The organism is Synechococcus sp. H55.7, assembly GCF_047462395.1.
Lineage (GTDB): Bacteria > Cyanobacteriota > Cyanobacteriia > Thermostichales > Thermostichaceae > Thermostichus.
The window spans coordinates 28790-52177 of sequence record NZ_JANSJD010000013.1 but is presented as its reverse complement, the minus strand read 5'-3'; the positions used below and the strand labels follow the sequence as shown (position 1 = coordinate 52177).

The window sequence follows — 23388 nt, the reverse complement described above, 5'->3', positions numbered from 1 at the left end:
ATAGGGATCCATTCTTCCCGATCTTGCCACAGCAGCGATCCCCCTCAGGCTGCCCAGGCCATTCTTCTGGGGGATGTCGGCCTCAGTCGCGCTTCTAGTCCCGCAACACGTAGCCTACCCCGCGCACCGTCTGGATGAGGCGCTTCTCTCCTGGGCCTTCGATCTTGAGACGCAAGTAGCGGATATAGACCTCGATGATGTTGGAATCGCCCGTAAAGTCATAGCCCCACACATGCTCCAAAATCTGTTGGCGGCTGAGCACCTGGCGGGGGTGTTCCATCAAGTAGCGCAGCAGGTCGTATTCCTTGGCCGTCAGCTCCACCTGCCGCCCTCCCCGGCTCGCCTGCCGCGTCACTGGATCCAGCGTCAAATCCATAAACACCAACCGACCGTCACGGGATCCCTTGGGGTGCTGCAAATAGATCCGTATCCGCGCCAGCAACTCCTGAAGGCTAAAGGGTTTCACTACGTAATCATCCGCGCCGGCATCCAGCCCTGCCACCCGATCTGCCACCTCATCACCGGCGGTCATCAGTACCACGGGCACGCGGCTGCCCATCAAGCGCAGTTGCCGACAAACTTCCAACCCCGAGATCCCGGGCAACAGCCAGTCCAGCAGCACCAAGTCGGGGTTCTGGTCGCGGGCTGCTGCCAACCCTGCCGTGCCATCGCCGACCACACTGACCCGATACCCCTCATAGGTCAGCTCAGTTTCCAGGAAACGGGCCAGTTTGGCCTCATCTTCGATCACCAGAATGTGGGCTGAGGAGGATTCCGGTTCCGGCATATTCTCTCCTCAAAAGAAGAGGTGGGAAACTTGCTCACTGCCCACCAGCATACCCTAGCCGTAGGGATTGATAGTCGGGACCACCGAAAGCCTGCGCCAGTCTTGGGGAATCGCCTGGGGTTGATCCCAGAGAGGGCTTTGAGTTATCCAAAGGGCATCCCTGCACCTTATGGACTGTGGGCCATGTCGTCTCTACCCCCAATCGCATGGGAAAAACTGCCAGGCGCGAGGCTTTGGAACTGGCTCAGCTCATTCCCCCCAACCTTTGATCGCCTCCAACTTTGGCCTGGGCAGCAAGGTGGTGGTGAAAGCCCCCAAGTGGCTGTACGTGCCCAGGGTGAGATCCCGGAGATTGGCTTGTTCCTGGAGATGTGGCGCGGACAAACAGCCGAGACCCAAGCCAACTGGTTGCAGCGGTGGACTGCCGACGGGAATTTGCTCCTATGGGGAATTGAACAAGTAGAGCAGGAGCGGCAGCAGCAGCCCTTGCCCAAGCCCGTCGGGAACAACAGCGCCTAGCCGCAAAATTGCGGGAGTTGGGCGTCGATCCTGAGGCAATCGACTAGTAGGTGCGCCCGCGCCAAGAGCGGGGGCGACTGAGGGCCGACAAGATCACCCGCAGGACAGCCAAGGGATCCGCCAGCGGCGAAGACCAGAACGTCCAGGGGGGATCCTGGTAGGAGCCGCGAATGCCCGCCAGCACGCCCAAGCGCAGGGCGAGTAGGCCTAGGTTTAGCCCCAACAGAACCTGCTCTGTTAGGGAAAAGGGCAACCCCATCCCGGCCTTGATCCCCAGCCCCCCAACCGCCAAGACTGGGATCCCTTGGGTGAGCGCCAGCAGGGCGATATCCCCCCACAGCTGAGCTCTGGGAGTGGCGTCTTTCAAATCCAGGGATCGGCCCCACTCCCGCCAAGTTTCGCCAAAAGAAGTGTACATGCGCACCTTGAGCAGGTGCCGACCATCGCAGAAAGCTACCTTAAAGCCGGCTGCCGCGATCTGCCGCACCAGGGTGACGTCGTCGCAAAAGGAAGCCCGCGCCAGCGTGTAGCCGTTCATGGCTGCCAGCACCGAGCGGCGCACCAACATGCACTGCCCATTGGCCATCGTCCGCTCCGGCAGAGCAGCCGTGTCCCCTGCCGCCCCATAGCGGTAGATCAGGGTTGTCAAAAGAGCCGGCTGCAGCCAAGCTTCTCCCCAGTGCTCCAAGATAAACTGCGGCGCCAGGGTGATGAGATCCAGCTGGTTGGCCTGGGCAGTTTCCAGCAAGCGCTCTACCAGGCCCGGCTGGGGGCGGGTATCGGCATCAATACCCAGGATCCACTCAGAGGCGGGATCCGACTGGAGAAATCCGTAGTGCAACGCCCAGGGACGACCTACCCAGCCACTGGGCAGGGGATCGTCGGTCAAGAGGCGAAAGCGGGGATCCCGCTCGGCCATCTGCAGCACTTTCTCGCGGGTGCCATCCTGGGAGTGGCTATCCACCACCAGCACCTCGCGCACAACCGCTCCCTGGCGGTGCAGCCCTTCCAGGCAGGGATCCAGGCGCTTGGCTTCGTTGAGGGTGGGCAGTAGGACGCTGACCAGGCCCGGCGGGAAGGGGATCCCCGCTTGGCCAGGGGGCAGAGGGGAAGGGCGCCGCAAAGACGGCAGCAGCCGCGCCAGCAACACCGCCACCATTGGCAGCTGCAGGGCCAGCAAAATCAGGGCAGCCGCATCCCCCATCGGGATCCCGTGCGTATCCATTGGAGCTACCTTCCCACCTCAAACAAATCAAACAAAAGTTGCCCGGCGGAACCCAACCCGGCGACTTTGGTTCAGAATCAATGTGGCTCCCGACCTTGACTTTCTCAGCCCTTTGTGGATGTTTCCACCCAGCTCGGCCTCAAGGGATCCCTTGTCACCCTGGTCAAGCTTCCGGCAGGAAAGCTGGATCCCGCTTTGGTGCGGAAAGAGCTGGGCCAAATTCTTGCCGAGAAACCCAAACACCTCTTACTGGATCTAAGCCAGGTTACGCTGATCAACAGCAGGGGGGTGTCGGCTTTGGTGTAGGCAAGACGCCTCTGTTCTGCCGCTGGCTGTCATCTCAAGCTCTGCGGCTTAGGAGAACAAGCCAAGCTGGTTCTCAAGGTTACCCATCTGGATTCTCTTTTTGAGATCCATCCGTCAGTGGAAGCCGCCCTCAAGGATGTCTCCGAGTCCTGAAGGGGAGAGCTTGTTACAAGTTTTACCGCATCCTCAAATCAAAACCCCCTAGGGGCTAGTCTCCTGGTTCTCAACAGCCTGGGGCTGGTTTCTTTGGGCGTAGAGCTGCGCCTGTTGCCGGATTTCCTCCCGCACCTTGGGCGGGGCCAGGCGGGCCGCTTGCTCAAACAGATCAGGGGCTTGTGCCCGTAGGTCGGCATCGGCAGCAGAGCTGAGGGCTATTGCCTTGCCCAATACCGGGGCAAAATCGCTGGGATCCGCTGCAATCATCTCATCATAAAGGGCCACCGCTTTTCCCGTCTGGTTGTTGCGGGCGTAGATAAAAGCTAAGCGCAGGCGGACATCGTTATCTTCCGGTACTTCCTTCAGATAGTTCTCCAGCAGGTCAATGGCTTCAGAAGTGCGGCCCAGAACTAGTTGAACATCGGCCAGCTCCTGCAGAACTTGGCCATCTTTGGGATCCTTTTTGTAGAGAGCTTGAAGCTGCTCCAGCGCTCCTTCCAGATCTCCTGTCTCCCGCTGAATTTGAGCCAAAAAAGCTCGCAGTTGCCGATTTTCCGGCTCCAGTTCTACCAGCTTCTTCAGCGGCTCAATGGCCCCTTGCGGCTCGTTGAGCTGCAGTTGCGTGTCAATTAACCCCCGCAGGGCAATGGGGTTATCCGGCTCCCGTTCCAGCACGGCCCGGTAGCCGTCCGCCTGGGCCCGCAGTTGCTCGGTAACCAAATTGGCGGTGTCTGCCGAGTCAGAAGGCCCCAGTGCCTGCAGTATCGGGCCAAAGGAGAAGCCCAGGAACATGACTGCGCCAAACACCAGCATCAGGGCTTCCAGGAATTTGCGGAGGGGCGATTTGTCAGGTTTGGACTGAGGCATGAAGGGGCTCGCACCAATCTCTCTGTACTCTATCATCGGCCCCCTTGAAAACACAGCAGCCTACTGGCCAGGCCAGCGGCACAAAATTTGCCCTAACAAAGGGGTGGTGCTAGAACCTCGCCGGCAGCCCCCTTATCTTTAAACCTGCTGGAGCTGCTGCACCTGGGCCTGCAGGTAGGGGATCCCCACCCGGTGGCAATAGTCGCCGAAGCGCTCCTGGGGGTGACGCTCCTGCTTGTAGAGCTGCAGAAGAACTCTCATCAGCGGCACGATCTGGCTAATGTGCACCCGATCCTGAAACGGCTGGGCCAGGCGATCCCCTTGCGGGCTGGCCCCCAGCCAGATTTGGTAGTGGTCGGGGGCGGATCCCACCAAGCCGAGCTCTGCCAAGTAAGGCCGGGCACAGCCATTGGGGCAGCCGGTCATGCGCACCAAAAAGGGCGAATCCTGCAGCCCCAGCTCCTGCAACACCTGATCCAACTGGCGAATCAGGGTGGGCAAAGCTCGCTCTGACTCGGTGATGGCCAAGCCGCAGGTGGGAAGCGCCGGACAGGCCATGGAGAGCCGCACCAGCTCCGGGATCTCCTCTTTGGAAAGCACCTCATGGGACTTGAGGATCTGGTTGATGGCCTCTCGCTGGTGATCCTCGATGTCAATGAAGATCACGTCCTGCGTAGGAGTCAGCCGCAGGTGTAGAGAAAATTCCTCTACAATCTTGCGCAGGGCCGTTTTCAACTGCCGCTCCGGCGTATCTTGGATGCGGCCATTTTCAATGGAGAGGCCCAAAAACCAACGGCCATCCCCTTGCTCGTGCCAGCCCAGGTAGTCGTCGCTGTTGGGGATACACTTGGGCAAGGGACGAAAACGGGGCAATTTTTCCCCAACATACTCCTCAACAGCGCGGCGAAACTTGCGGATCCCCCAGTCGCGCACCAGATACTTCAGCCGTGCCTGCTTGCGGTCGTAGCGGTTGCCGTGATCCCGCTGCACCGCCAAAATCGCCTGGCAAACCCGGTACACCGCTTCCGGCGGGGCAAAGCAGAGCTTCTGGGCCAAAAGGGGTTGGGTCTCCTCCTTGCCGTGGGTGCGCCCCATGCCGCCGCCCACCACGATGTTGAAGCCCTTGAGGTTGCCCTTGCGGTCGGTGAGGACGATCAAACCCAGGTCTTGGGAGTACACATCGACGGTGTTCTCTCCGGCTACGGCGATGGCCGTCTTAAACTTGCGGGGCAGATAGACCGGGCCATAGAGAGGTTCCGGCCCCTCCAGCCTCACGCCGTTGCCCACAAACTGCTCGGCTTCCCGGACTTCCGGATCCACCGGCGGGATGGGAACCGGCTCCCCATCCACCCACAGCTCGTAGTAGGCAGAAGTCTTTGGAGCCAGGAGATCCGCCAGCTTGCGGGCATACTCCTGGGCGTAGCGGTAGGCAGGCCGGTTTTTGTAGGGGGCGACTGGTGCCATGACGTTGCGGTTGACATCGCCACAGGCGGCCAGGGTGGATCCCATCTGCCGGACGATGCTGGCCACCGTGGCCTTGAGATTTTTCTTCAAGATCCCGTGGAGTTGAAAGGTCTGCCGGGTGGTGGCCCGCAGGGTGCCGTTGCCGTACTCCTCGGCCAGCCGATCCAGGGTCAAGTAGAGCTGCGGCGGCACATGCCCCCCCGGAATACGGGTGCGCAACATCATCTCGTAGGCCCGCTCCAACCCCTCCTGCTTTCGCTGCTGCCGCAGATCCCGGTCGTCCTGCTGGTAGGCGCCATGAAACTTGAGCACCTGCACCGCCGCTTCGCTAAAGTGGGTAGTGTCTTGGGCCAGCTCCTGCTGCAAGGGATCCCGCAGGAAATGGCTATCTGCCTTGATCTGCTCCACCTTGGAGCGCTTGGCCTCAGAGCCGACAAGGGAGCTCATCTGATTCTCCAGTAATCCGGTCGGAATACCTGTGAAACAGGGTAGCATCTCCCCTGGACTGCGTCCAGTTCTATGGGTTTGAGGTGGAACAGCCTACCCCCCTCTCCCAGAGGGAGAGGGGACGGGGGTGAGGGTCGTCACTCTGTCTGAGAGAGGGGCCGGGGGTGTTCGCGCTAGCGGCGCGGAGCGCTTGGGTCGTCACTCAGGGAGAGGGGCCGGGGGTGAGGGGTACCAGGGCAGATTGAGAGCTAAGGCAGCGCTCTAGCCGGCCAGGGCCAAGCGGGCGCCGTATTCTGCCGCCGACCAGAGTTTCCAGGCAGAGTTGCCCTGTAGCTCCAAGACCAGGTCGTGGTAGGCCAGGAGAGTGGGGCGGTGGCCGACGCTGACGTAGATGGTGTTGAGGTGTTGCAGTTGCAGGTAGAGCAGCTTTTCGTTGGCTACATCTAGAGCGCTGGTGGCCTCGTCCAAAATGGCGTAGCGGGGCTGAGTAATCAAAATGCGGGCAAAGGCCAGGCGCTGCTGTTCCCCCAAAGAGAGGGTGCTGGCCCAATCTTTCTCCACGTCAAAGCCGCCCACCCGCTCCGGCAAATCGGCTAGGTTCACCTGGGCCAAAACCCGGATGAGATCTGCATCGCTGAGATCCCGGCGACGACCTGGATAGAGGAGTTGATCCCGCAGGGATCCCAGCAGCATGTAGGGCTTTTGCGGCAGGAAGAGCATCTCGGTGGTGTCGGGGCGGGCGATGGATCCCTGGCCGTTGTTCCACAGGCCGGCAATGGCCCGCAGTAGGGAGCTCTTGCCGCTGCCGCTGGCCCCCACAATGAGCAGCCGTTGGCCCGCCTCTAAACTCAGAGACAGATCCCGCACCAGGGTTCGTTCCGAGTTTGGTGTTAGCAAAGTAACCTGCTGCAGCGCCAGTTGGGGAGCGATGCGAGTTTGGATGGTGCTCTCCTGGTCGCGGGTGTGGCGCAGGGCCGGATTCTCCAACGTTTCGTAAAAGGACCCTAGACGGTTGATCCCGGCGGCAAAGCTGGAGATGCTCTGGATCTGGTTGGCCACAATTGAAAGGGCACTCAGCACCTGGCTAAAGGCGATGGTGGCTTGGGTAATGGTGCCAAAATCCCGTACGCCGCTAAAGTAAAGGGGGGCCACAATTACGTAGGGCACAATGCGCGTGAAATAGTTATAGGCATACTGAAAAATGTCAATAATGGCCTGCCAGATGATTAACAAGTCAAAGTTGCGCAGGGCAGCGGCAAAGCGATTCAAGATCTGCCTCAGCTCTAGGTCTTCTCCCTGGTAAAAGGCGATGGACTCAGCGTTGTCCCGCACGTGGACTAGGCTGTAGCGAAAGTCAGCCTCGTAGCGCAGTTGATCGAAGTTAATTTTAATCAGCTTGCGACCGGCCAAAATGGCAATGGCGGTGCCGATGGTAGCATAGATAACCAGTCCCACCGCCAAGGGGCGGGAGATGCTGTAGAGAATGCCGGTAAAGGCGTAGAGGGTGAGGATCGAGTCGAGAATATCCAGCAAAAAAGAAAGGGTGGTGCCGGTAAAGGAGCGAACGTCTTCGGAGATGCGCTGGTCGGGGTTATCAATCTCTGTGTTAGCGGCGTTAGAATCCAGCTCGTAGTAGGCCCGCTGCTCGAAGTAGCGATCCAGAAAGTGGTCGGTCAGCCATTCCCGCCAAAACAGGCCCAGCTTCAGCCGTGTATACCGATAGATCACCAAAATGGGAATGGCCGAGATGATCAACACCCCGTAGATGATTAAAAACTGCCAGAAGGTGTTCTCTTCTTTTTGCTGTAGGGCGGTGTCGATAAACCGAAAGATAAAGCTGATCATCACGTTTAATCGGTTTACCGTTAAAGATAGAAACAGCAAAAAGGTCAACAACAGCCATTGCAGCCAGCGCCGCTGAATCTGGCGCCACACCAGCCCAAAGGCCAGGCTGCTCAGAGCCAAGCTGGCTGCGGCCACCCACAGCAGCGGCGAGGCCAAGTTTCTCTCCGTTTGCGCCACCAGCCCGGCTGCTACATTGGTAAAAAACTCTGGGAACAGGGCCTGACCAACCAAGGTCACCCCAATCTCCACAAAGAACATCAAGGCAACCACAAACACCATGGCCGCTGCCAGCAAGCCAAAGAAAATCCAGCCCCCATAGCGCACCCGCGGATAAAAGTAGGGCTGGGCTACCGTGATAAAGCGGTCCCAAAGTTTGCGGTCGAAATTAAATTGAGCGGCTTGGGATTCCATGTTTGTGGTCGTGGTCAAGAGCGTGGGATCGACATCTTCCAGGCTAGCAGGCCAGGGATCCCTTCTCGGTCCACCAGGAGCAAATCCCTTCGCCTCTGAGGAAGAGCCCCGTTGCTCATGCTGAGCCAGTGCTGGTAGGGTTTATGTCCAGCCTACTTTTGCCCAAAGCTTCTGTTTTCAGTCGGGATCCCCTTGCAGCCGCTTTTGCCACGCCGCTTGGGCCGCCAGCCACACCGTCTGGACCGGCACGCGGAACTCTTGGGCGCAGGCCACACAGTCGCGGAACTCCGGCTGGGCGTTGACAAGGCGGCCATGGTGATGGGCCACCTTGATGTCCACCAGGCCGTAGGGGGTTTCCACCCGCTCGATCCGCCGCTCCAGGACGGTGCGCTGCTGCTGGGAGTGGCGGATGCCCAGGGTGGTGGTTTCCCGGAAGATGAGCTCCTGGCACTCCGGCACCCGATCCGGCGGGCAGATTACCGTCAACAACACCCCTGGTCGCCCCTGCTTCATGGTGATGGGCTGGGTAAACACATCCCAGGCGCCAAGGATCAGCAACTGCTCGCAGGTATAGGCAATCACTTGGGGGTTGAGGTCGTCAATCTGAGTTTGCAGCACCGAGACGATCTCGGTTGGCTCTTCCCCCTGGGACTGGCCAATCCAAAGACGAAACACGTTGGGAATGGGCAGCTCGCGGCTGCCGGCCCCGCGCCCCACTTTTTCCAGCCGCAGCGGTGGACAGGGCCCAAACGCTTCTGCCAGCGCCACCGCCAAGGCTGCGCCGGTGGGGGTAACCAGCTCGGCTTCCACGCCGTTGCTAAACACCGGCACCCGCCCCATCTCCCACAGCTCGATCACCGCCGGCACGGGCACCGCTAGTTGGCCGTGTTCGGTGCTCACCCAGCCGCCGCCAATGGGGTGAGGAGAGGAGATCACCCGCTCCACCTGCAGCCAATCCAGGCCGATACAGGTGCCGACGATATCCACCAGGGCATCGACGGCCCCTACCTCGTGGAAATGCACTGTTTCCAGGGGCACCCGATGGACTTTTGCCTCTGCTTGCGCCAGCTTCTCAAAAACTTTGAGGCTGCGGGCCTTGACCGCGGGAGCCAACCGGGATCCGGCAATCAAAGCCTGGATTTCCTTCCAAGGGCGGGCGGGCGGGGATCCGTCCAACACTTCTACCACCGCCTGTAGGGCAGGCTGGCCACACCGCTGCACCCGCTTCGCCTGCAGGCTGTATTCCCCCTCGATGCCCAGCGCCTGGAGCTGCTGCTTGAGATACTCCAAGGGCACCCCACAATCCAGCAGCGCCCCCAGACACATGTCGCCGGCAATGCCCGCCGCACAGTCGAAGTAAGCTATTCTCATGCCAGAGAACTGGGGGTGACAGCTATTGTAGGCAGCAACTGGCCTGGTCCGGTGATAGGAGAGGAATTAGGCTTCCCCAGAGTCTGAAGATTGAGAAGATTGGGCAGCAGATTCCCGCCAGTGTTGGATGACGTTGCCCAAATTGCGCCGAAACTCTCCAATTCCCAAGAGGGATCCGGGGTTGGGATCCCAGGAAGCCGAGAACACGCCGTAGCTGATGCCCAAAAAGCCAAGGCCAAACAAGGTTAGCGACTCCACCAAGGTGAAGTAAGGGGGCAAAGCCACCACATGGTTGGTTAAGAGGTAGTAATTGATGAAAAAGCTGCTCAGGCCCAGCCCAGAGGGGATCCCGGAAAACACCAGGATCCGCCGCACCATCCGCCGGCTGACCTCAGGGGGGATCGCAGCAACAGGTTCCTGCTTAGGCGGCTTCTTCTCGACCTCAGCAGAGGTAGAACTGGGGCGACGGCGGACGGCTTTGGAATGGCGGCTGGATTTGGCCACAAAGACAGCTCTCCGATAGCGTTTTGGATGGGTACCTACTTTTTCACCCGGATGTTCAGCCGTTCGGCCAGCTCCCGGAAGCGGTCAGGAGAATGCTTAGCGATGTAGTTGAGCAGCCGCTTGCGCCGACCGATCATCATCAGCAAGCCGCGGCGGGAGTTGAAATCTTTCGGGTTTTTCTGGAGGTGCTGCGAGAGTTGGTTGATGCGGCTGGTGAGCAGAGCCACCTGAACATCGGCAGAACCGGTGTCGGTGTCGTGAAGTCGATAGCTCTCGATGATCTGCTGCTTCTCTTGTTGCAATAAGGCCATAAGATCAAAGGACTGGATGCACTGCTTCAAAATAATAACATCGACCTTTTGTCCCTTGCTATTGCCGGGGATGATCGTGGAGACAAGGGGATCATGACACCAACCTCTGGAAATCCTCCGGCACTGCCGGCTTTGCTGGAACTGCTGAATTCACAAGACCTGGGAGATCGGCTGAGCGCCGTCAACAAGGCCAGAGAACTGCCTGGGCCAGAAGCCTTGACGCTGTTGCAGCAAGCCATAGCCGACGAGAATGCCCGCGTCCGCTATGCCGCCATCAGCCAGATGGGCACCCTATCTGGTGTCGATCCTGCCCCCCTTTTGCCCATTTTGCAGCGCTCTTTGCGAGAAGATCCGGAGTTCGATGTGCGGGCTGCTGCTGCCGCTGCCCTGGGGGATCTGAAGCAGCCGCAGGCCCTGGACGATCTTCTGGGGGCTTATCGGCGGGAAACAGAGTGGCTAGTGCGATTCAGCGTCGTCGCCGCCCTGGGGGAGCTGGGCAACTCTGCCGCCTTCGACACCCTGGTGGAAGCTTTGCAAGCAGGAGATGATCTGCTGACAACAGCCGCTGCCGCCGCCCTGGGGGATCTGGGGGATCCGCGAGCCATCCCCCATCTAGAGCCCTTCATCGATTCAGACGATTGGCAGTTGCGCTACCGCGTCTGCATTGCCCTGTCCAAGCTGGGCACCGAAGCCGCCCGCCCCGGCCTAACCCGGCTGGCCCAGGATCCCCAAGAGCAGGTGGCCGCCCACGCCCGCGCCGCCCTGGAATCCCTGTAGATCTCCGGCCAACCTGCCCTAGCTCATGGCGTTGATGATGTAATCAAAGTAGGGAGCGGCCTCGGCGGCGGAGTCCGGATCCAACAGGCTGAGGGCTGCTTCCTTCAAAAAGACCATCGCGTCGATCATGCCGGCGATGGGCACGTTGAGGGCGTTGTACATTTCCCGCACCCCTATCAGGCCGATGGACTCAATCGGCTCTTTGCTGCCGGCAATAATGCCATAGGTCACCAGACGCAGGTACCAGTCGTAATCTCGCAAACATTGGTTGTAGCGCTTGTCACCGTAAGCATTGCCGCCGGGTTGCACATATTCCGGCCGCTTGGCAAATAGCCGCTTTTGGGCCTCGTCGATGATGCGCTTTTTATTTTCTGTTAGCACCTGAGCGATTTGCAGACGCCTCTCGCCCGTAGTCATGTAGTTTCTGATGGCTTCCAGTTCGCTGACTGAGAGGTAACGCAGTTGGTCATCCGCGGTCTCGATGATCTGGTTGATCACGCTCACGGTAGGGATTCTCCTGTTTTGTAACGCTCTTTCAATTCACTTAATCAAGCCAGCCCAGCAACCCATCCCCCTAGCCAAAGGTTGGCCCAGAAGATGAGAAGACAACTTAGCAAGCTAACTGCTCCCAGTTTAGGATAGGACAGACCTTCCCTCAAGCACCTGGCCCAGCCGGCAGACTGGCTCTAAATCCGGCCTCGCAGCCATTGGGCCATCTCGTTGGGACGTGGGGCGGCCTCCAGACACACCTCTGCGGTAATCCGCCCCTCTTGGTAAAGCTTAAACAGAGACTGATTCATGGTACACATGCCCTCGTAGGAGCCATCGGCGATCAGCTCCTCAATTTCGTCCACCGCTCCCCGCTTGATGTAGTCGCGGATGGCATCGGTGTTGCGCATGATCTCGTGGGCCGCTGCCCGCTTGCCATCGGTGGTGCGCACCAGCGTTTGGGCAATAATTGCTACTAGAGTCTCCGCCAGTTGCAGGCGCATTGGCTCCTGCTCCTCCGGCCTGTAGATCCCCAAGAGACGCTCGATGGTGCGGACGGCGCTGTTGGTGTGCAGGGTTCCGAAGACCAAGTGGCCCGTCTGGCCTGCCTTCAGAGCTGTATCCACCGTTTCCCGATCCCGCATCTCCCCAATCAGGATGATGTCTGGATCTTCCCGCAGCGAGGCTTTCAAGGCATTGGCAAACTCCAGGGTGTGGATGCCGACCTCCCGCTGCCGCACCATTGATTTCTTGCTCTGGTGGACGAACTCGATGGGATCTTCAATAGAAATGATGTGCTTGGGAAAATTGGAGTTGACGTAGTCCACCATCGCCGCCAGAGTCGTGGACTTACCGGAGCCGGTGGGGCCGGTCACCAAAACCAAGCCTTTGTGCTCTTCGGCAATGCGCTTCAACACCTCAGGCGCCCGCAACTGTTCCAGCGTCAAGATCTTGAGCGGGATCAGACGCATCACCATGGCCGGGCCGAGCAGAGAAACAAAGCAGTTGACCCGACAACGCACCAGACCCTCGTACTGGATGGCGGTATCCAGCTCCAAACATTCTTCAAACTGACGAATTTGGTTCTCCGGCAAGCTTTCCCGCAGCCAGCCGTAGAACATCTCGGTGGTGGTGACCGGGTAGTTGCTCAAGACCATCTGCCCCCGATCCCGGAAACGAGGCACTTCCCCCACCCCCAGGTGAATATCGGAGTAGCCCTTGTCGTAGGCTTCCTGTACCAGTTGGCGCAGCGTCGGGCCAGCGGGGGCAGACTTAGGAGCAGCAGCGGCCACCGGGATCCGCCCAGCAGCCGTGGGGCGAGCTGGGGGCACAAAAGGCGGAGCAGCCGGACTGGGGGGCGACACCGGAGGCCGACCCGCAGCGGCAGGAGGAGTGGGCAGAGGCATCTGCGGGGGAGTGGCAGGGCCGGGCATGGGCACCGGTGTCTGCGGGGGAGCGGCAGCCACGCCCGGCGGGATGGGCCGGCCCAGGATAGGTTTGGGCGCACTGGGGGCAGGGCGCGATCCAGTTCCTTGCGGGAGGGGAGCAGCCGCACCCAGTATCGGATCCAACTGCGTTGGGGGCTCCACCTTGGGCGTCTGAGCAGCCGCACGCGGAGGGCGCTGGGCAACAGGCGGGGTCGGCGGCTTCCAACCGGAGTCTAAGTCGGTGGGAAATTGATTTTCGGGGCTGACCTCGCTCATAACAGGCCTCGCTTCTGGCAGGATCTGCGTCGATTTTAAGCTAGTATTCCCAGCCTGAGCAGAGGATTAGCTTTCTTGCCGGCAAAGCTCCGCGGGATCCTTAAAAGTTGGACGGGTGACGAATGAGGCTCAAGAACTCCTCCCGCGTGCGGGGATCCTCCTGGAACACCCCCACCATCGAGCTGGTAACCGTCCAAGAGCCGGGCTTTTGCACCCCCCGCATCACCATGCACATGTGGGTAGCCTCGATAACCACTCCCACCCCATAGGGATCCAGCATGGTCATCAAGGCTTCCGCGATCTGGCGGGTAAGACGCTCCTGAACCTGCAGGCGGCGGGAGTACATCTCGACAATGCGGGCAATCTTGCTCAGGCCAACCACTTTTTGGCGGGGGATGTAAGCCACATGGGCCTTGCCGATAAAGGGCAACAGATGGTGCTCACAGAGGCTAAATAGGGTTACGTCCCGCAGCAGCACCATCTCGTCGTGGCCCTCGTCGAAGATGGCGCCGTTGATGAGATCTTCCAGGGACTGCTGATAGCCGCTGGTCAAAAACTTCAGCGCGGCCACCACTCGCTCCGGGGTTTTCTTGAGACCCTCCCGCTGGGGATCTTCCCCAATGCCCCGCAGCAACGTCTCCACTGCGGCCACCATCGCCGGATCCAGGCTTTCTGAGCCCCTGGGCTCTTGCTCTGCCGAGTGGGACAGATCGCGAATAACCCGAGACTTGAGGTTGGCTTTGTCGTTGAGTCGCAATTCGGCACCGGATCCAGGCTTGGCAAGAGTCATAGCAGGATATTCCTTTGGTTGAACGAAGGGTTGAAGGAACTTGTCGAGGGAGACAGGGCCGGGAAACCCTCAAAACTGGGCTAGCAAGGCCACCCCAGGAAGGGCCAGCCTAAAAGGCCCCCGCCGCCGGCATGAGGGTGAGATCTTCCACCACAGCACCCCTGGGCAGGCGAACGAGATAAGCAATCAAGTCCGCCACCCACTCCGGCGAGAGCATTTTGGAACGGTCGAAATCCACCTGAACCGTATCCGTATCCCAGAGAGGCGTATCCACCGCTCCGGGACAGAGGCTGGTTACCCGGATGCCGTGCTGTCGTTCTTCTTCGGCCAAGGCCTGAGAAAAGCCCAGCAGGCCGAACTTGCTGGCGCAGTAGGCTCCCCAATTGGGAAAGGCTCGCTTGCCCGCAATCGAGACGACGTTGACAATCACGCCGAAGCGCTGCCGGCGCATCGCCGGCAGGACGGCTTGGGCGCAGAGAAAAGCTGCCGTCAGGTTCAAGTCAATCACCCGCTGCCAATCCGATAAAGCTACGTTGGCCAAGGGACCAACGTAGGCCACGCCCGCATTATTCACCAAGACATCGCAACCGCCAAATCGATCCAAAAGAGCTTGCAACTGCTGCGGTAGAGCGGGCAAGTCGGCCAAGTCGATGGGAAAAACCTCCGCCTTTCCTCCTTTTGCCTGGATCTCCGCCTGCACGGCCAGCAAATCGGGATGGGAACGGGCCACCAAAGCAACCGCTATCCCTTCCTCGGCCAGTCTCAGAGCTACCGCTTTGCCGATCCCTCGACTGGCCCCTGTGATCAAGGCACGTTCGGGAAACTGGGGCTCAAAACTCATCCACAATAAGACTCTAGGATGCGCTGTCAAGAACAAGCGCCACCAGAGACCGGTAAACTTCGTTAACTGAGTTTAACACTGATTCCCGCCTACCACTCGAATCAAACGGGAAAGGCTGGGATTGATCCTATCCCTGCCGCCATCCATCTGCCCTGAGTCGGGCCGGGCAGGACTTAAGGTATGGTAGTCTGGTGAAAAATAGTGAAAATCTTTTGCAACAACTGTCATGACTGAGTTCTTGGTTTCCTCAACGTCCACTGCTGCCCGGGCGGATTCTCCCTACATTCTTCAGGTTGAGGGCATTAGCAAGAGGTTTCCTGGCCAGCGGCAGTTGGTTTTGCAGGAAGTGGCGTTTCGTCTGCCCCAGGGAGACATCTTGGGGATTGTGGGCCCGTCGGGCTGCGGGAAAACCACCTTATTGCGCACCATTGCCGGCTTTGAGCAGCCGGATGGCGGGCGGATCCTGCTGGGGGGGCGAGTGGTGGCCGGGGAGGGGCAATGGATCCCACCGGAGCAGCGGGGGGTGGGGCTGGTGTTTCAGGATTTTGCCCTGTTTCCCCACTTGGACGTGCTGGCCAATGTGATGTTTGGACTCCGGCCCGCCACCCTATTTGCGTCGGCAGGGGGGGGCGGCAATCGCTCCTCCTCACCTGAGTTGCGAGGCGCTGCCCAACAGGCGCGGGAACGGGCTTACGAGGTCTTGCGGTTGGTGGGTCTAGAGGACTACGCCCATCGTTATCCGCACGAGCTTTCCGGCGGGCAACAGCAGCGGGTGGCCCTGGCTCGGGCTTTGGCCCCCAGGCCCAGCCTGATCCTTTTGGATGAGCCGCTCAGCAATCTGGATGTGCAGGTGCGCTACTATCTGCGGGAGGAAATCCGCAAAATCCTCAAGCAAACCCAGACCTCGGCCATTTTCGTCACCCACGACCAGGAAGAGGCCCTCTGCCTTTCCGATTGGGTGGCGGTGATGCGGGAAGGGCGTATTGAGCAATGGGGATCCCCGGAGGAAGTCTATCGAGAGCCGGCCACCCGCTTTGTGGCCGAGTTTATTACCCAAGCCAACTTTCTTCGCTGTGAGCGGCGGGAGTTCGGTTGGCAGGCTGAAGAGCTGTCGCACATCCCCTTTCAGGCTTTGGGAGATCAGCGCGACCCCAGCTTGCGCTGCGCAGAGCTGATGATTCGGCAGGAGGAGTTGCATTTGCATCCTGACCCTCAGGGCGGCCTTGTCATCCGGGATCGACAGTTTTTGGGACGAGAGTATCGCTATTGCTTGATCGCAGAGTCTGGCAAAGAATTGCACGCCTTGGCGCGGGAAGCGCTGCCTGTGGGCACGCGAGTTCGAATTGCCATCGGGCAAGGTCGTCTGTTTCCCATTGCTGGGCCTGAGGGATCCCCGCTACAAAAACAAACCTGACCCAAAAGCCGCCCTTTTGCCCGACGTTCTCCCGGAGGCATGACCCAGGCGCTCCCTATCTGGCAGCAAACTGGGTAGGCTGTTGATGGAGGGGCAGTGGCAATCTATGCAGGGATCCCGCATCATTGCCGGCACAGTGGAGGAGCGAACCGCGTTGGCGGAGTTCCGCGTCGGTGTGGATGCGGTCATTTTTTCCATCGATACCGAGCAGAATCGCCTTCTGGTGCTGCTGGTGCGGCGGCGGGAGGATCCCTTCCGCGGTTGCTGGGCTCTGCCAGGAACGCTGGTGCGACGCTCAGAATCCCTAGAGGCAGCGGCCTACCGCATCTTGGCAGAGAAAATTCGTGTTAAAAATCTCTACCTGGAGCAGCTCTACACCTTCGCTGGGCCAGAACAGGATCCCCGCGAGGCCGAGGATGCCTGTGGGCTACGCTACCTGTCGGTCAGCTACTTTGCTCTGGTGCGATTCCAGGATGCTCAACTGCTGGCAGACGGAGTGGAGGGCATTGCCTGGTATCCCGCTGACCAGATTCCCCCTTTGGCCTTTGACCACGAAGCAATTTGCCGCTACGCTCGCCGTCGCCTCTGCGCCAAGTTAGAGTACAGCCCGATTGCTTTCGATATTTTGCCCGCCACCTTCACGCTGGGGGAGGTCTATCAGCTTTACGGCACCGTTTTGGGCGAGGGGTTCTCCGATTACTCCAATTTTCGCGCCCGCTTGCTAAAACTGGGCATTTTGCGGGATACCGGCCAGAAAAGCACCCAGGGAACAGGCAGACCGGCAACTCTTTACCGTTTTGATGCAGCCGCTTTCGAGAAAATCCGGCACAAGCCGATGGTATTCGTTTGAGGTCTGCTGGAGGGATCCAGCCAGATTTGGTGGGTACAGATTCGCTTCTATACTAAAGGGGGTTCTGTACATGACTACCCGGACAAAGGCTTATGCCGAGATAATGTGCAACTTCGCTCCCACAAAGTCGGAAAAAGCTGTGGTTCAGGGTATCGATAACTAGCATGCGGCAGGAGTATCTTGACAGCTTTTGGCATGACGCAGCACTCTTGGTCGTTTTGCATCTGGAGTCAGCAGACCGTATTGGTTGCCCCATCCGTCGTAGCCATCGCGTACCTGGCGCGCGAACACATCAAGGCGCGGCCCTTCAAAATATTCCGCAATACGCTTGTAGAAGGAATCCGGTTTGGCGCTATGAGTTGTCGGAGTTTCTGTAAAGCAGGTCTGCATCTTACCAAAATGTTTTCGATCAAACACAGCCTTGCCCTTATATCCGAATAGAACGTGCTCAGTGGTAACTTGGTAAGGTCCAAATGGACATGGGCCAGTACGCTTATTCCATGTGATCATTGTATAGAAGGTGAATCCCCACGCTTCCATTAAGTCGAACGCTATCTTCAGGATAGGCTCTCCGGTGCTGCGATCCTTGCTATTGGTTGCCCACAACCACAAGAAGCTCTGCTCTTCCGCCCACAGGTTGATGGGTAACTTCATCAATTCTTCCTTGCTCATTGTGGGATAGTCCAGAGTTGTGGTTTGATTGGGACGAGCCTTGCGTTTGCCGGTTTTGCCTTGGTTCCAAGGTGGATCAACGACAAGAACTCGGTAGCGCTTATCCAGGTTCGTTGCGATGACTGAGGGATCGTCCATGGTGTGCGGGATCCCAGTTTTCTCGCCTGGCGCGCGGGCAGGCATCTGGTCTGGCGTTTTATCCAAAGAGCGCGGTGGGTTTTTTGTCATGCTATGGCTTCCGTGGGACTGGTGCAGATGAGGCACACGCCCTCGGCTTTGGGGATAAGCGTGTGGACACGGCAATTATCCTCGCTCGGGCCCCATCACAGCCTCACCGCTAAAGCGATGATAGAGCCTGTAGAAGCCCGTTTCAGCCCCAGCCAGATACTTTGCGATGCCGTTGGTGTGGGCCATCTTCCCAGAGGCACCCTCTGCAAGGGGGTAGGCCGTGGTGGAAGCAGGCGGCAGCAGCCAGAGAGCTGTGCTAAGATTAGGAACCATGATAGGTATTGTTTCAGGAGTTCTCCAAGCATGTCTGCAGCAATAGATATCGCTGATGCCACCTTTGAAGAAGAGGTGCTTCGCAGCGATATTCCGGTCTTGGTCGATTTTTGGGCACCTTGGTGTGGCCCCTGCCGCATGGTGGCTCCTGTGGTTCAGGAGATAGCTGAGCAGTATGCCGGCAAAGTTAAGGTTGTAAAGATCAATACTGATGAGAATCCTCAAACTGCCAGTCAGTACGGTATTCGCAGCATTCCCACTCTGATGTTGTTCAAAGGCGGCCAAAAGGTGGATGTGGTGGTCGGTGCTGTGCCCAAGGCAACTCTGACCACAATTTTGGAAAAGCACTTCGACACAGAAGATAAGCTGGGTAGCTCCGTACTTTAGTGCGCGACCAAGTTGCTGTGCTACGCTCTGCTCGTCTGCTGTGGTGAAAAACTCGCAAGGCCGATGAGCACAGGCGCCAGTAGGCAGGACTTCAAGGCTTTGTCTTGGCGTTTATGGGTTCACCTCTGGGCGGTGTAGGAAATCTCCACCGCTACGCAGAGGTGGGCCGATGCCTGTGCGAAGTAGCCGGGACAGGAGCCCAGATGTTTCGGAATGTAACTTTTGAGGTCTGGATGGGAACTTGGTTGATATTTTGTGCCGAGAACTCATTAGAGTGAATCTTAGAGAGCTTTGGATCCCAGCTTGACCGATTCAGTTTCTTCTCTTCTGCGAGAGGTTTTTTCCAGCGCTGAGACCCGCCTAAAGCAGTTGGAACATCACCCCAACCGGACAGCGTGGCTGCGGATTTTGCAGTCTTTGCAGCGCATGGGATCCCTGGAGCTAAGCCGCTTGGATGCCAAAATCTTGGCGGCCACTCTTGAGGACTTGGAACAGGGGTTTGCTGCCTTTCAAAACTATGTCCATCAGCGCAAGATCACCGTTTTCGGCTCGGCACGGCTGGGGCCGGAAAGTCCCGAATATCGTCAGGCCCAGTTGTTTGCCCACTGCATCAGCCAGCGGGGGTTCATGGTGCTGACGGGGGGCGGGGGCGGTATCATGGAAGCCGGCAATCGAGGGGCAGGGCTGGAAAACTCATTTGGGCTCAACATCCAGCTTCCCTTCGAGCAGATGGCCAATCCCGTCATTGCTGCCAGTGATCGGGTCATCAACTTCAAGTATTTCTTTTCTCGCAAGCTCTTCTTTGTCAAAGAAACCGACGCGCTGGTGCTTTTCCCTGGCGGCTTTGGCACCCAGGATGAGGCCTTTGAATGCTTAACCCTAATGCAAACCGGCAAAACCAAGCTCATGCCCTTGGTGCTGGTGGACAGAACAGGTGGCTGCTACTGGAAGGAATGGGATGAGTACGTGCGGGAGCACTTGCTTGGCCGCGGCCTAATCAGCCCAGAAGATCTTTTCCTCTACACCTTAACTGATGATGTGGGAGATGCCTGCCAGCAGATTGTCGATTTTTATCGTGTCTTTCACAGCAATCGCTACGTGCGGGAGCTTTTGGTCTTGCGCCTGAATACCAAACTCTCGCCCCAAGCTCTGGATACCTTGAATGAAGAGTTTGCCGACATTCTCGATGGGGGCCGGATCGAGCAAACCGAGGCCCTGCCGGAAGAAGCTGAGGAAGATATTGCCCATCTGCCGCGGCTGGTGATGCACTTTAACCAGCGTAACTTTGGACGGCTGTGGCAAATGGTGCGCCGGATCAACACGCTTCATCCAGGACAGCCGGATCCTCTGCAAATGCGCCCCGACCAAAAGTAGGTGCTGCCCTCACCCCCAGCCCCTCTCCCTGAGGGAGAGGGGAGTTGGAGGGGCGCGTTTGCGACAGCGTTGCGTAGCAATAACGGCATAACGAACCGTTTCGTTGCTATTGGATTTGAAGTGACTGGGGTAGGTTGATTGTCGGAAGGGATCCCAATGGGCCAGTTGTTTGTCAAAATCTGCGGGATCACCCGTCAGGATCAGGCGGAGGCCATTGCCGCGTTGGGGGTGAGCGCTCTTGGGTTTATTGCTGTGCCCGATACGCCTCGCTATTTGCCCCTACAGGAAATGGCCCGCTGGGTGGGATCTCTGCCCGGCCCTGTGGAAAAAGTGGGGGTCTTTCTGGATCAGGATCCCCGCGTCATCGCCGCCTGGGTGGAAGCGGTGGGCCTCACGGCCATCCAGTTGCACGGCCAGGAATCCCCCCAGGATTGTCGGCAGTTGGGGGAATGGCTGCCCGGGATCCGCCGCATCAAGGCCTTGCGCATTCGCCACCCGGCGGATCTGGAAGGGGCCAATCTCTACCGAGACTGTGTAGAGGGGCTGCTCTTGGATGCCTATCACCCCCAACAGGCGGGTGGAACGGGGCAAACCCTCAATTGGCCGGAACTGGCCCACCGATCCCTGCCCTTGCCTTGGCTGCTGGCCGGTGGGTTGAAACCGGACAATGTGCGGCAGGCCCTCAGCCACCTTCAGCCCAACGGCATCGATCTCTCCAGCGGTGTGGAACGCCGGCCAGGCGATAAAGACATCGACAAAGTCCGGCACCTGTTGCAGCAGCTCCGCTCCCAGGGGTGGGAGATCGCTTCCGGGTGGCCACTGACACATGATAGGCCGGATCCCTAGCGCAGGGACTGAATATCCAACCCCGGCTCAAACATCAGTTCTTTCACTTCTCCAAACCGGCCCATCACCCCAAGCTCCCGGTCGTTAAAGGTCACCAACACACCGCCCGCATTGCCGGTACGCAAAACAATCGATTGCTCCGCTTCCCAATTCAACTCGGCCCCTGGCTGTAAGGTAGCCTCGAAAACCGTTTGCCCATCGGCAATGACCCGCAACCAGGAGGGGCGCTCGACAACGCGGATGTCCAGACGCACCGGCTTGCGCCCCACTCCCCCTGAGTAGGCTTCCAATATCTCGGGAAAAACGCCTTGAATGCGCGTCCATTGGTCAAGGGTGGGAAACAGTTGGCGGGCCGTAGGCTGAGCTGCCGGCAGGGTGCGATCCGGAGAGTTGGCAGCAGGGGGTTGCTGGCCAGATCCCTCTCGGCCAATCCTCGGCAGGCTCACCAGCCAACGCCCAAAGGGATTGCCTGTGCCTTCCAAAAGAGCCGATAATCCCCCCACTGCCAGCACGACCAGCACCACATAGGCGACCCAAAGGTGGAGAGGGCGCAGGGCAAAGGCGGGCTGCCCACCAGCAGCCAGAAGGGGAGCAGATCCAGGGGGCGTTTTGGCCGATAGAAGTGGAAGAGCCTGCCGAGACAGGGCTTCGCCATCCAACCCCAAATAGTTGGCATAGTGCTTGAGAAACCCTTGCACATAGACCGGCTCCGGCAACCGGCTCAAATCGGCTTCCTCCAGCGCCTGTAGATACTGGGAGCGAATAAAGGTATCGTTGGCTACTTCGCTTAACGTCAGGCCCCGTGCCTCCCGTGTTTGCCGCAGCAGGGATCCCAGGGCTTCCAATCGCGTTAGCGGGACGGAGTCCTTAGAGTGTGCTGACTCTTGCATCGTTTGGTCACCTGTGGAAGAGAGGAAGCTGGTTTACAAGCAGCCCCAAATTGTCAGCAGACAAGAAGATACAGCCGCAAGCCGTTCTGTCCTTTTCTCCCCGTACCCAACATTATGAAGAAGGACGGGAAGAGAAAAAAGAGGCGATCTTGGGCAGAGCTGAGCTGTCGGCGGCGGCAAACGGGGCCAGCAAGGCCTGAACCTCTTGGGGATCCAACTGGCGGAACTGGCCTGCCCTCAGATTGCCCAGACGTACTGGGCCGATGGCTTCCCGATGCAAGGCCAGCACCGGATGCCCAAGCTGCTCTGCCACCCGCCGAATTTGTCGGTTGCGTCCCTCAAACAAAACTATCCTCAGCCAGGAGGAATCGGGATGCTTTCTCTGCCCGGAATCGGGGGCAGAACAAAACTCCACTTCCGCCGGCAGAGTGGTGTACCCCTCTAAGTCTACTCCGTCTCGCCACTGTTGCAGGGTGGCCTGGCTCGGATGTCCCTGTACCTGGACTCGATAGGTTTTGGGCAGATGGTAGCGCGGATGGGTTAGCTTCAGTGTCAGGTCACCATCGTTGGTGAGCAGCAAAGCGCCACTGCTATCGACATCCAGTCGGCCCACGGGATAGAGGCGGATCTGTCGGTTCCAGGGTGGGGGAAGCAGATCCAGCACTGTCTTGCGTCCCCAGGGATCCTTACAGGTGGACAAGACCCCCAGCGGCTTGTGCAGAAGCAAAACGTGGCGGGCCGGATCCCTGCAAGAGATTGGCCGCCCATCCACCTCGACGCAATCCTGTTCCGGATCAGCCTTAAAGCCCAGCTCGGTGACCACTTTCCCATTCACCCGAATGCGACCCGCCAGGATCCAGGCTTCCACCTGGCGACGAGAGGCCAAGCCCTGCTGAGCCAAAAGCTTCTGGAGCCGTTGGGGTTTTGCCATGGGGATTGAACGGCAAAAGCAGCAACCGAAGCTGAGGGTGCTAGGCAGCGGAGTCTTCGGGATTGGAGAGCCGGTCGGGCAAATCGACGGCATTGGGGGGCAACAGCAGCATTGCCGACTTCGACCCTGAGCTATCTCCTAAAGAATAGCTGAGGCCACAATCAAATTCTTCTGCCAGCCGGCAGACTTCCTTGAGATCTCCCACCGACCAGATGCTCCAACTGCTGCGAATCTGGTTATCTACCCACACTTCCACACGGTTGCCCTCGATGTGAATGATGCGCTTGGGGTTGATTTCTGAAACGCGGCCTGTAGACTCAGCCAAGGCCTCCGGCCCGCTGACGCCAACGGAAGATTTTTGCCTCAAAGCCCCCAGAGCAGCCATTAACTGCGGCAGAGCCAGTAAAAGGTGCTGAGTGGCTTGTTGGGGTTGCCCTTTCAAGCAGGAAACCAAAGCTTCGGCAACACTCTGGTTCAGAGCCTGCAGAGCTTGGAGAGGGGTGGCACCTGCCAGGGCGGGATCCGGTTGCAGTGGGCTTTGAACATCCATGAAAAGGCAGAAAAGGCATGGACAGAAACTTTACAGCCCTTTCGCAGGTTCGCTACAGCGACGCTGATGCCTTCGCGTTATCAGTGGGCGGCACTATTGCGACTCCCAGTTGGGATAGAGCGCTCTGGTGGTCGTTTAGGCGTGCCGCAGGCATTGATCC

Annotated in this window: 23 protein-coding genes and 2 pseudogenes; 8 read left to right on the top strand and 17 right to left on the bottom strand. The window is 58.9% G+C overall.

Annotation, left to right across the window (positions count from 1 at the left end; translation table 11 throughout):
- Positions 1 to 94: 94 nt before the first annotated feature.
- Positions 95 to 787: a response regulator transcription factor gene (locus tag NW851_RS08100; RefSeq protein ID WP_414333655.1), complete on the bottom strand. Its 693-nt coding sequence runs from the start codon at positions 785 to 787 to the stop codon at positions 95 to 97.
- 318 nt (positions 788 to 1105) lie between these two features.
- Between NW851_RS08100 and NW851_RS08095 the strand changes: the two genes are divergently transcribed.
- Entirely contained in the window at positions 1106 to 1306 is a 201-nt protein-coding gene (locus tag NW851_RS08095; protein WP_414336280.1) for a hypothetical protein, read from the top strand.
- 43 nt (positions 1307 to 1349) lie between these two features.
- Here NW851_RS08095 and NW851_RS08090 read toward each other — a convergent pair whose 3' ends face one another.
- A complete protein-coding gene (locus tag NW851_RS08090) occupies positions 1350 to 2531 on the bottom strand; it encodes a glycosyltransferase family 2 protein (RefSeq protein WP_414337685.1) in 1182 nt (393 codons plus the stop codon).
- A 114-nt stretch (positions 2532 to 2645) separates the two neighbouring features.
- On the opposite strand from NW851_RS08090, the gene NW851_RS08085 reads away from it, so the two are divergent.
- On the top strand, positions 2646 to 2837 hold the full coding sequence (locus NW851_RS08085) for a hypothetical protein (RefSeq protein WP_414337683.1): 192 nt from the start codon (positions 2646 to 2648) through the stop codon (positions 2835 to 2837).
- Between the two features lie 201 nt (positions 2838 to 3038).
- On the opposite strand, the gene NW851_RS08080 is transcribed toward NW851_RS08085, so the two are convergent.
- From NW851_RS08080 to rpsO, 6 genes and pseudogenes are all read right to left on the bottom strand, one after another.
- On the bottom strand, positions 3039 to 3860 hold the full coding sequence (locus NW851_RS08080; RefSeq protein WP_414337680.1) for a tetratricopeptide repeat protein: 822 nt from the start codon (positions 3858 to 3860) through the stop codon (positions 3039 to 3041).
- A gap of 138 nt (positions 3861 to 3998) precedes the next feature.
- Positions 3999 to 5771 (bottom strand): NADPH-dependent assimilatory sulfite reductase hemoprotein subunit, encoded by a 1773-nt coding sequence (locus NW851_RS08075; protein WP_414337677.1) that lies wholly within the window; start codon positions 5769 to 5771, stop codon positions 3999 to 4001.
- A 261-nt stretch (positions 5772 to 6032) separates the two neighbouring features.
- Entirely contained in the window at positions 6033 to 8027 is a 1995-nt protein-coding gene (locus NW851_RS08070; protein ID WP_414337674.1) for an ABC transporter ATP-binding protein/permease, read from the bottom strand.
- A gap of 177 nt (positions 8028 to 8204) precedes the next feature.
- The gene (gene larC / locus NW851_RS08065; protein WP_414337671.1) at positions 8205 to 9398 is read right to left on the bottom strand and encodes a nickel pincer cofactor biosynthesis protein LarC; all 1194 of its coding nucleotides are present in this window, start codon (positions 9396 to 9398) and stop codon (positions 8205 to 8207) included.
- A gap of 66 nt (positions 9399 to 9464) precedes the next feature.
- A pseudogene (locus NW851_RS08060) lies at positions 9465 to 9920 on the bottom strand (photosystem II biosynthesis protein); the annotation flags it as partial.
- A gap of 17 nt (positions 9921 to 9937) precedes the next feature.
- A complete protein-coding gene (gene rpsO / locus NW851_RS08055; RefSeq protein WP_414335006.1) occupies positions 9938 to 10213 on the bottom strand; it encodes a 30S ribosomal protein S15 in 276 nt (91 codons plus the stop codon).
- 93 nt (positions 10214 to 10306) lie between these two features.
- Between rpsO and NW851_RS08050 the strand changes: the two genes are divergently transcribed.
- Complete coding sequence (locus NW851_RS08050) at positions 10307 to 10990, top strand: HEAT repeat domain-containing protein (RefSeq protein ID WP_414337668.1); 684 nt, start codon at positions 10307 to 10309, stop codon at positions 10988 to 10990.
- A gap of 18 nt (positions 10991 to 11008) precedes the next feature.
- Here the strand turns inward: NW851_RS08050 and apcD are convergent, their stop codons facing one another.
- From apcD to NW851_RS08030, 4 genes are all read right to left on the bottom strand, one after another.
- On the bottom strand, positions 11009 to 11494 hold the full coding sequence (gene apcD, locus NW851_RS08045; protein ID WP_414335004.1) for an allophycocyanin subunit alpha-B: 486 nt from the start codon (positions 11492 to 11494) through the stop codon (positions 11009 to 11011).
- A 182-nt stretch (positions 11495 to 11676) separates the two neighbouring features.
- Positions 11677 to 12912, bottom strand: a complete 1236-nt coding sequence (locus NW851_RS08040) for a type IV pilus twitching motility protein PilT (RefSeq protein WP_414335010.1) — start codon at positions 12910 to 12912, stop codon at positions 11677 to 11679.
- 370 nt (positions 12913 to 13282) lie between these two features.
- Positions 13283 to 13972: a GTP cyclohydrolase I FolE gene (gene folE, locus NW851_RS08035; protein WP_414335003.1), complete on the bottom strand. Its 690-nt coding sequence runs from the start codon at positions 13970 to 13972 to the stop codon at positions 13283 to 13285.
- 109 nt (positions 13973 to 14081) lie between these two features.
- Entirely contained in the window at positions 14082 to 14813 is a 732-nt protein-coding gene (locus NW851_RS08030; protein ID WP_414337664.1) for an SDR family oxidoreductase, read from the bottom strand.
- A gap of 226 nt (positions 14814 to 15039) precedes the next feature.
- Here NW851_RS08030 and NW851_RS08025 point away from each other — a divergent pair, with 226 nt between their 5' ends.
- Positions 15040 to 16227 carry an ABC transporter ATP-binding protein gene (locus tag NW851_RS08025; protein WP_414337661.1) on the top strand — a complete coding sequence of 396 codons (1188 nt, stop codon included), beginning with the start codon at positions 15040 to 15042 and terminating at the stop codon, positions 16225 to 16227.
- 106 nt (positions 16228 to 16333) lie between these two features.
- Positions 16334 to 17077, top strand: coding sequence for an NUDIX hydrolase (locus NW851_RS08020; protein WP_414337719.1), 744 nt, complete (start codon positions 16334 to 16336; stop codon positions 17075 to 17077).
- Positions 17078 to 17236: 159 nt separating this feature from the next.
- Here the strand turns inward: NW851_RS08020 and NW851_RS08015 are convergent, their stop codons facing one another.
- Positions 17237 to 17977, bottom strand: coding sequence for an MT-A70 family methyltransferase (locus tag NW851_RS08015; protein WP_414335000.1), 741 nt, complete (start codon positions 17975 to 17977; stop codon positions 17237 to 17239).
- A 303-nt stretch (positions 17978 to 18280) separates the two neighbouring features.
- Between NW851_RS08015 and trxA the strand changes: the two genes are divergently transcribed.
- From trxA to NW851_RS08000, 3 genes are all read left to right on the top strand, one after another.
- Positions 18281 to 18637: a thioredoxin gene (gene trxA, locus NW851_RS08010; RefSeq protein WP_414334999.1), complete on the top strand. Its 357-nt coding sequence runs from the start codon at positions 18281 to 18283 to the stop codon at positions 18635 to 18637.
- A gap of 303 nt (positions 18638 to 18940) precedes the next feature.
- Positions 18941 to 20011, top strand: a complete 1071-nt coding sequence (locus tag NW851_RS08005) for an LOG family protein (protein ID WP_414334998.1) — start codon at positions 18941 to 18943, stop codon at positions 20009 to 20011.
- Positions 20012 to 20167: 156 nt separating this feature from the next.
- Positions 20168 to 20857: a phosphoribosylanthranilate isomerase gene (locus tag NW851_RS08000; RefSeq protein ID WP_414334858.1), complete on the top strand. Its 690-nt coding sequence runs from the start codon at positions 20168 to 20170 to the stop codon at positions 20855 to 20857.
- Here the strand turns inward: NW851_RS08000 and NW851_RS07995 are convergent.
- From NW851_RS07995 to NW851_RS07980, 4 genes and pseudogenes are all read right to left on the bottom strand, one after another.
- Positions 20854 to 21516: a DUF4115 domain-containing protein gene (locus NW851_RS07995; protein WP_414334859.1), complete on the bottom strand. Its 663-nt coding sequence runs from the start codon at positions 21514 to 21516 to the stop codon at positions 20854 to 20856. The genes NW851_RS08000 and NW851_RS07995 overlap by 4 nt on opposite strands.
- Positions 21514 to 21747 (bottom strand): annotated as a pseudogene (locus NW851_RS07990) (helix-turn-helix domain-containing protein); the annotation flags it as partial. The pseudogene NW851_RS07990 and the gene NW851_RS07995, both read right to left, overlap by 3 nt.
- A 112-nt stretch (positions 21748 to 21859) precedes the next feature.
- Positions 21860 to 22678, bottom strand: a complete 819-nt coding sequence (locus NW851_RS07985) for a pseudouridine synthase (RefSeq protein ID WP_414334857.1) — start codon at positions 22676 to 22678, stop codon at positions 21860 to 21862.
- Between the two features lie 40 nt (positions 22679 to 22718).
- Positions 22719 to 23228, bottom strand: a complete 510-nt coding sequence (locus NW851_RS07980) for a hypothetical protein (RefSeq protein ID WP_414334856.1) — start codon at positions 23226 to 23228, stop codon at positions 22719 to 22721.
- Between the last annotated feature and the right edge of the window lie 160 nt (positions 23229 to 23388).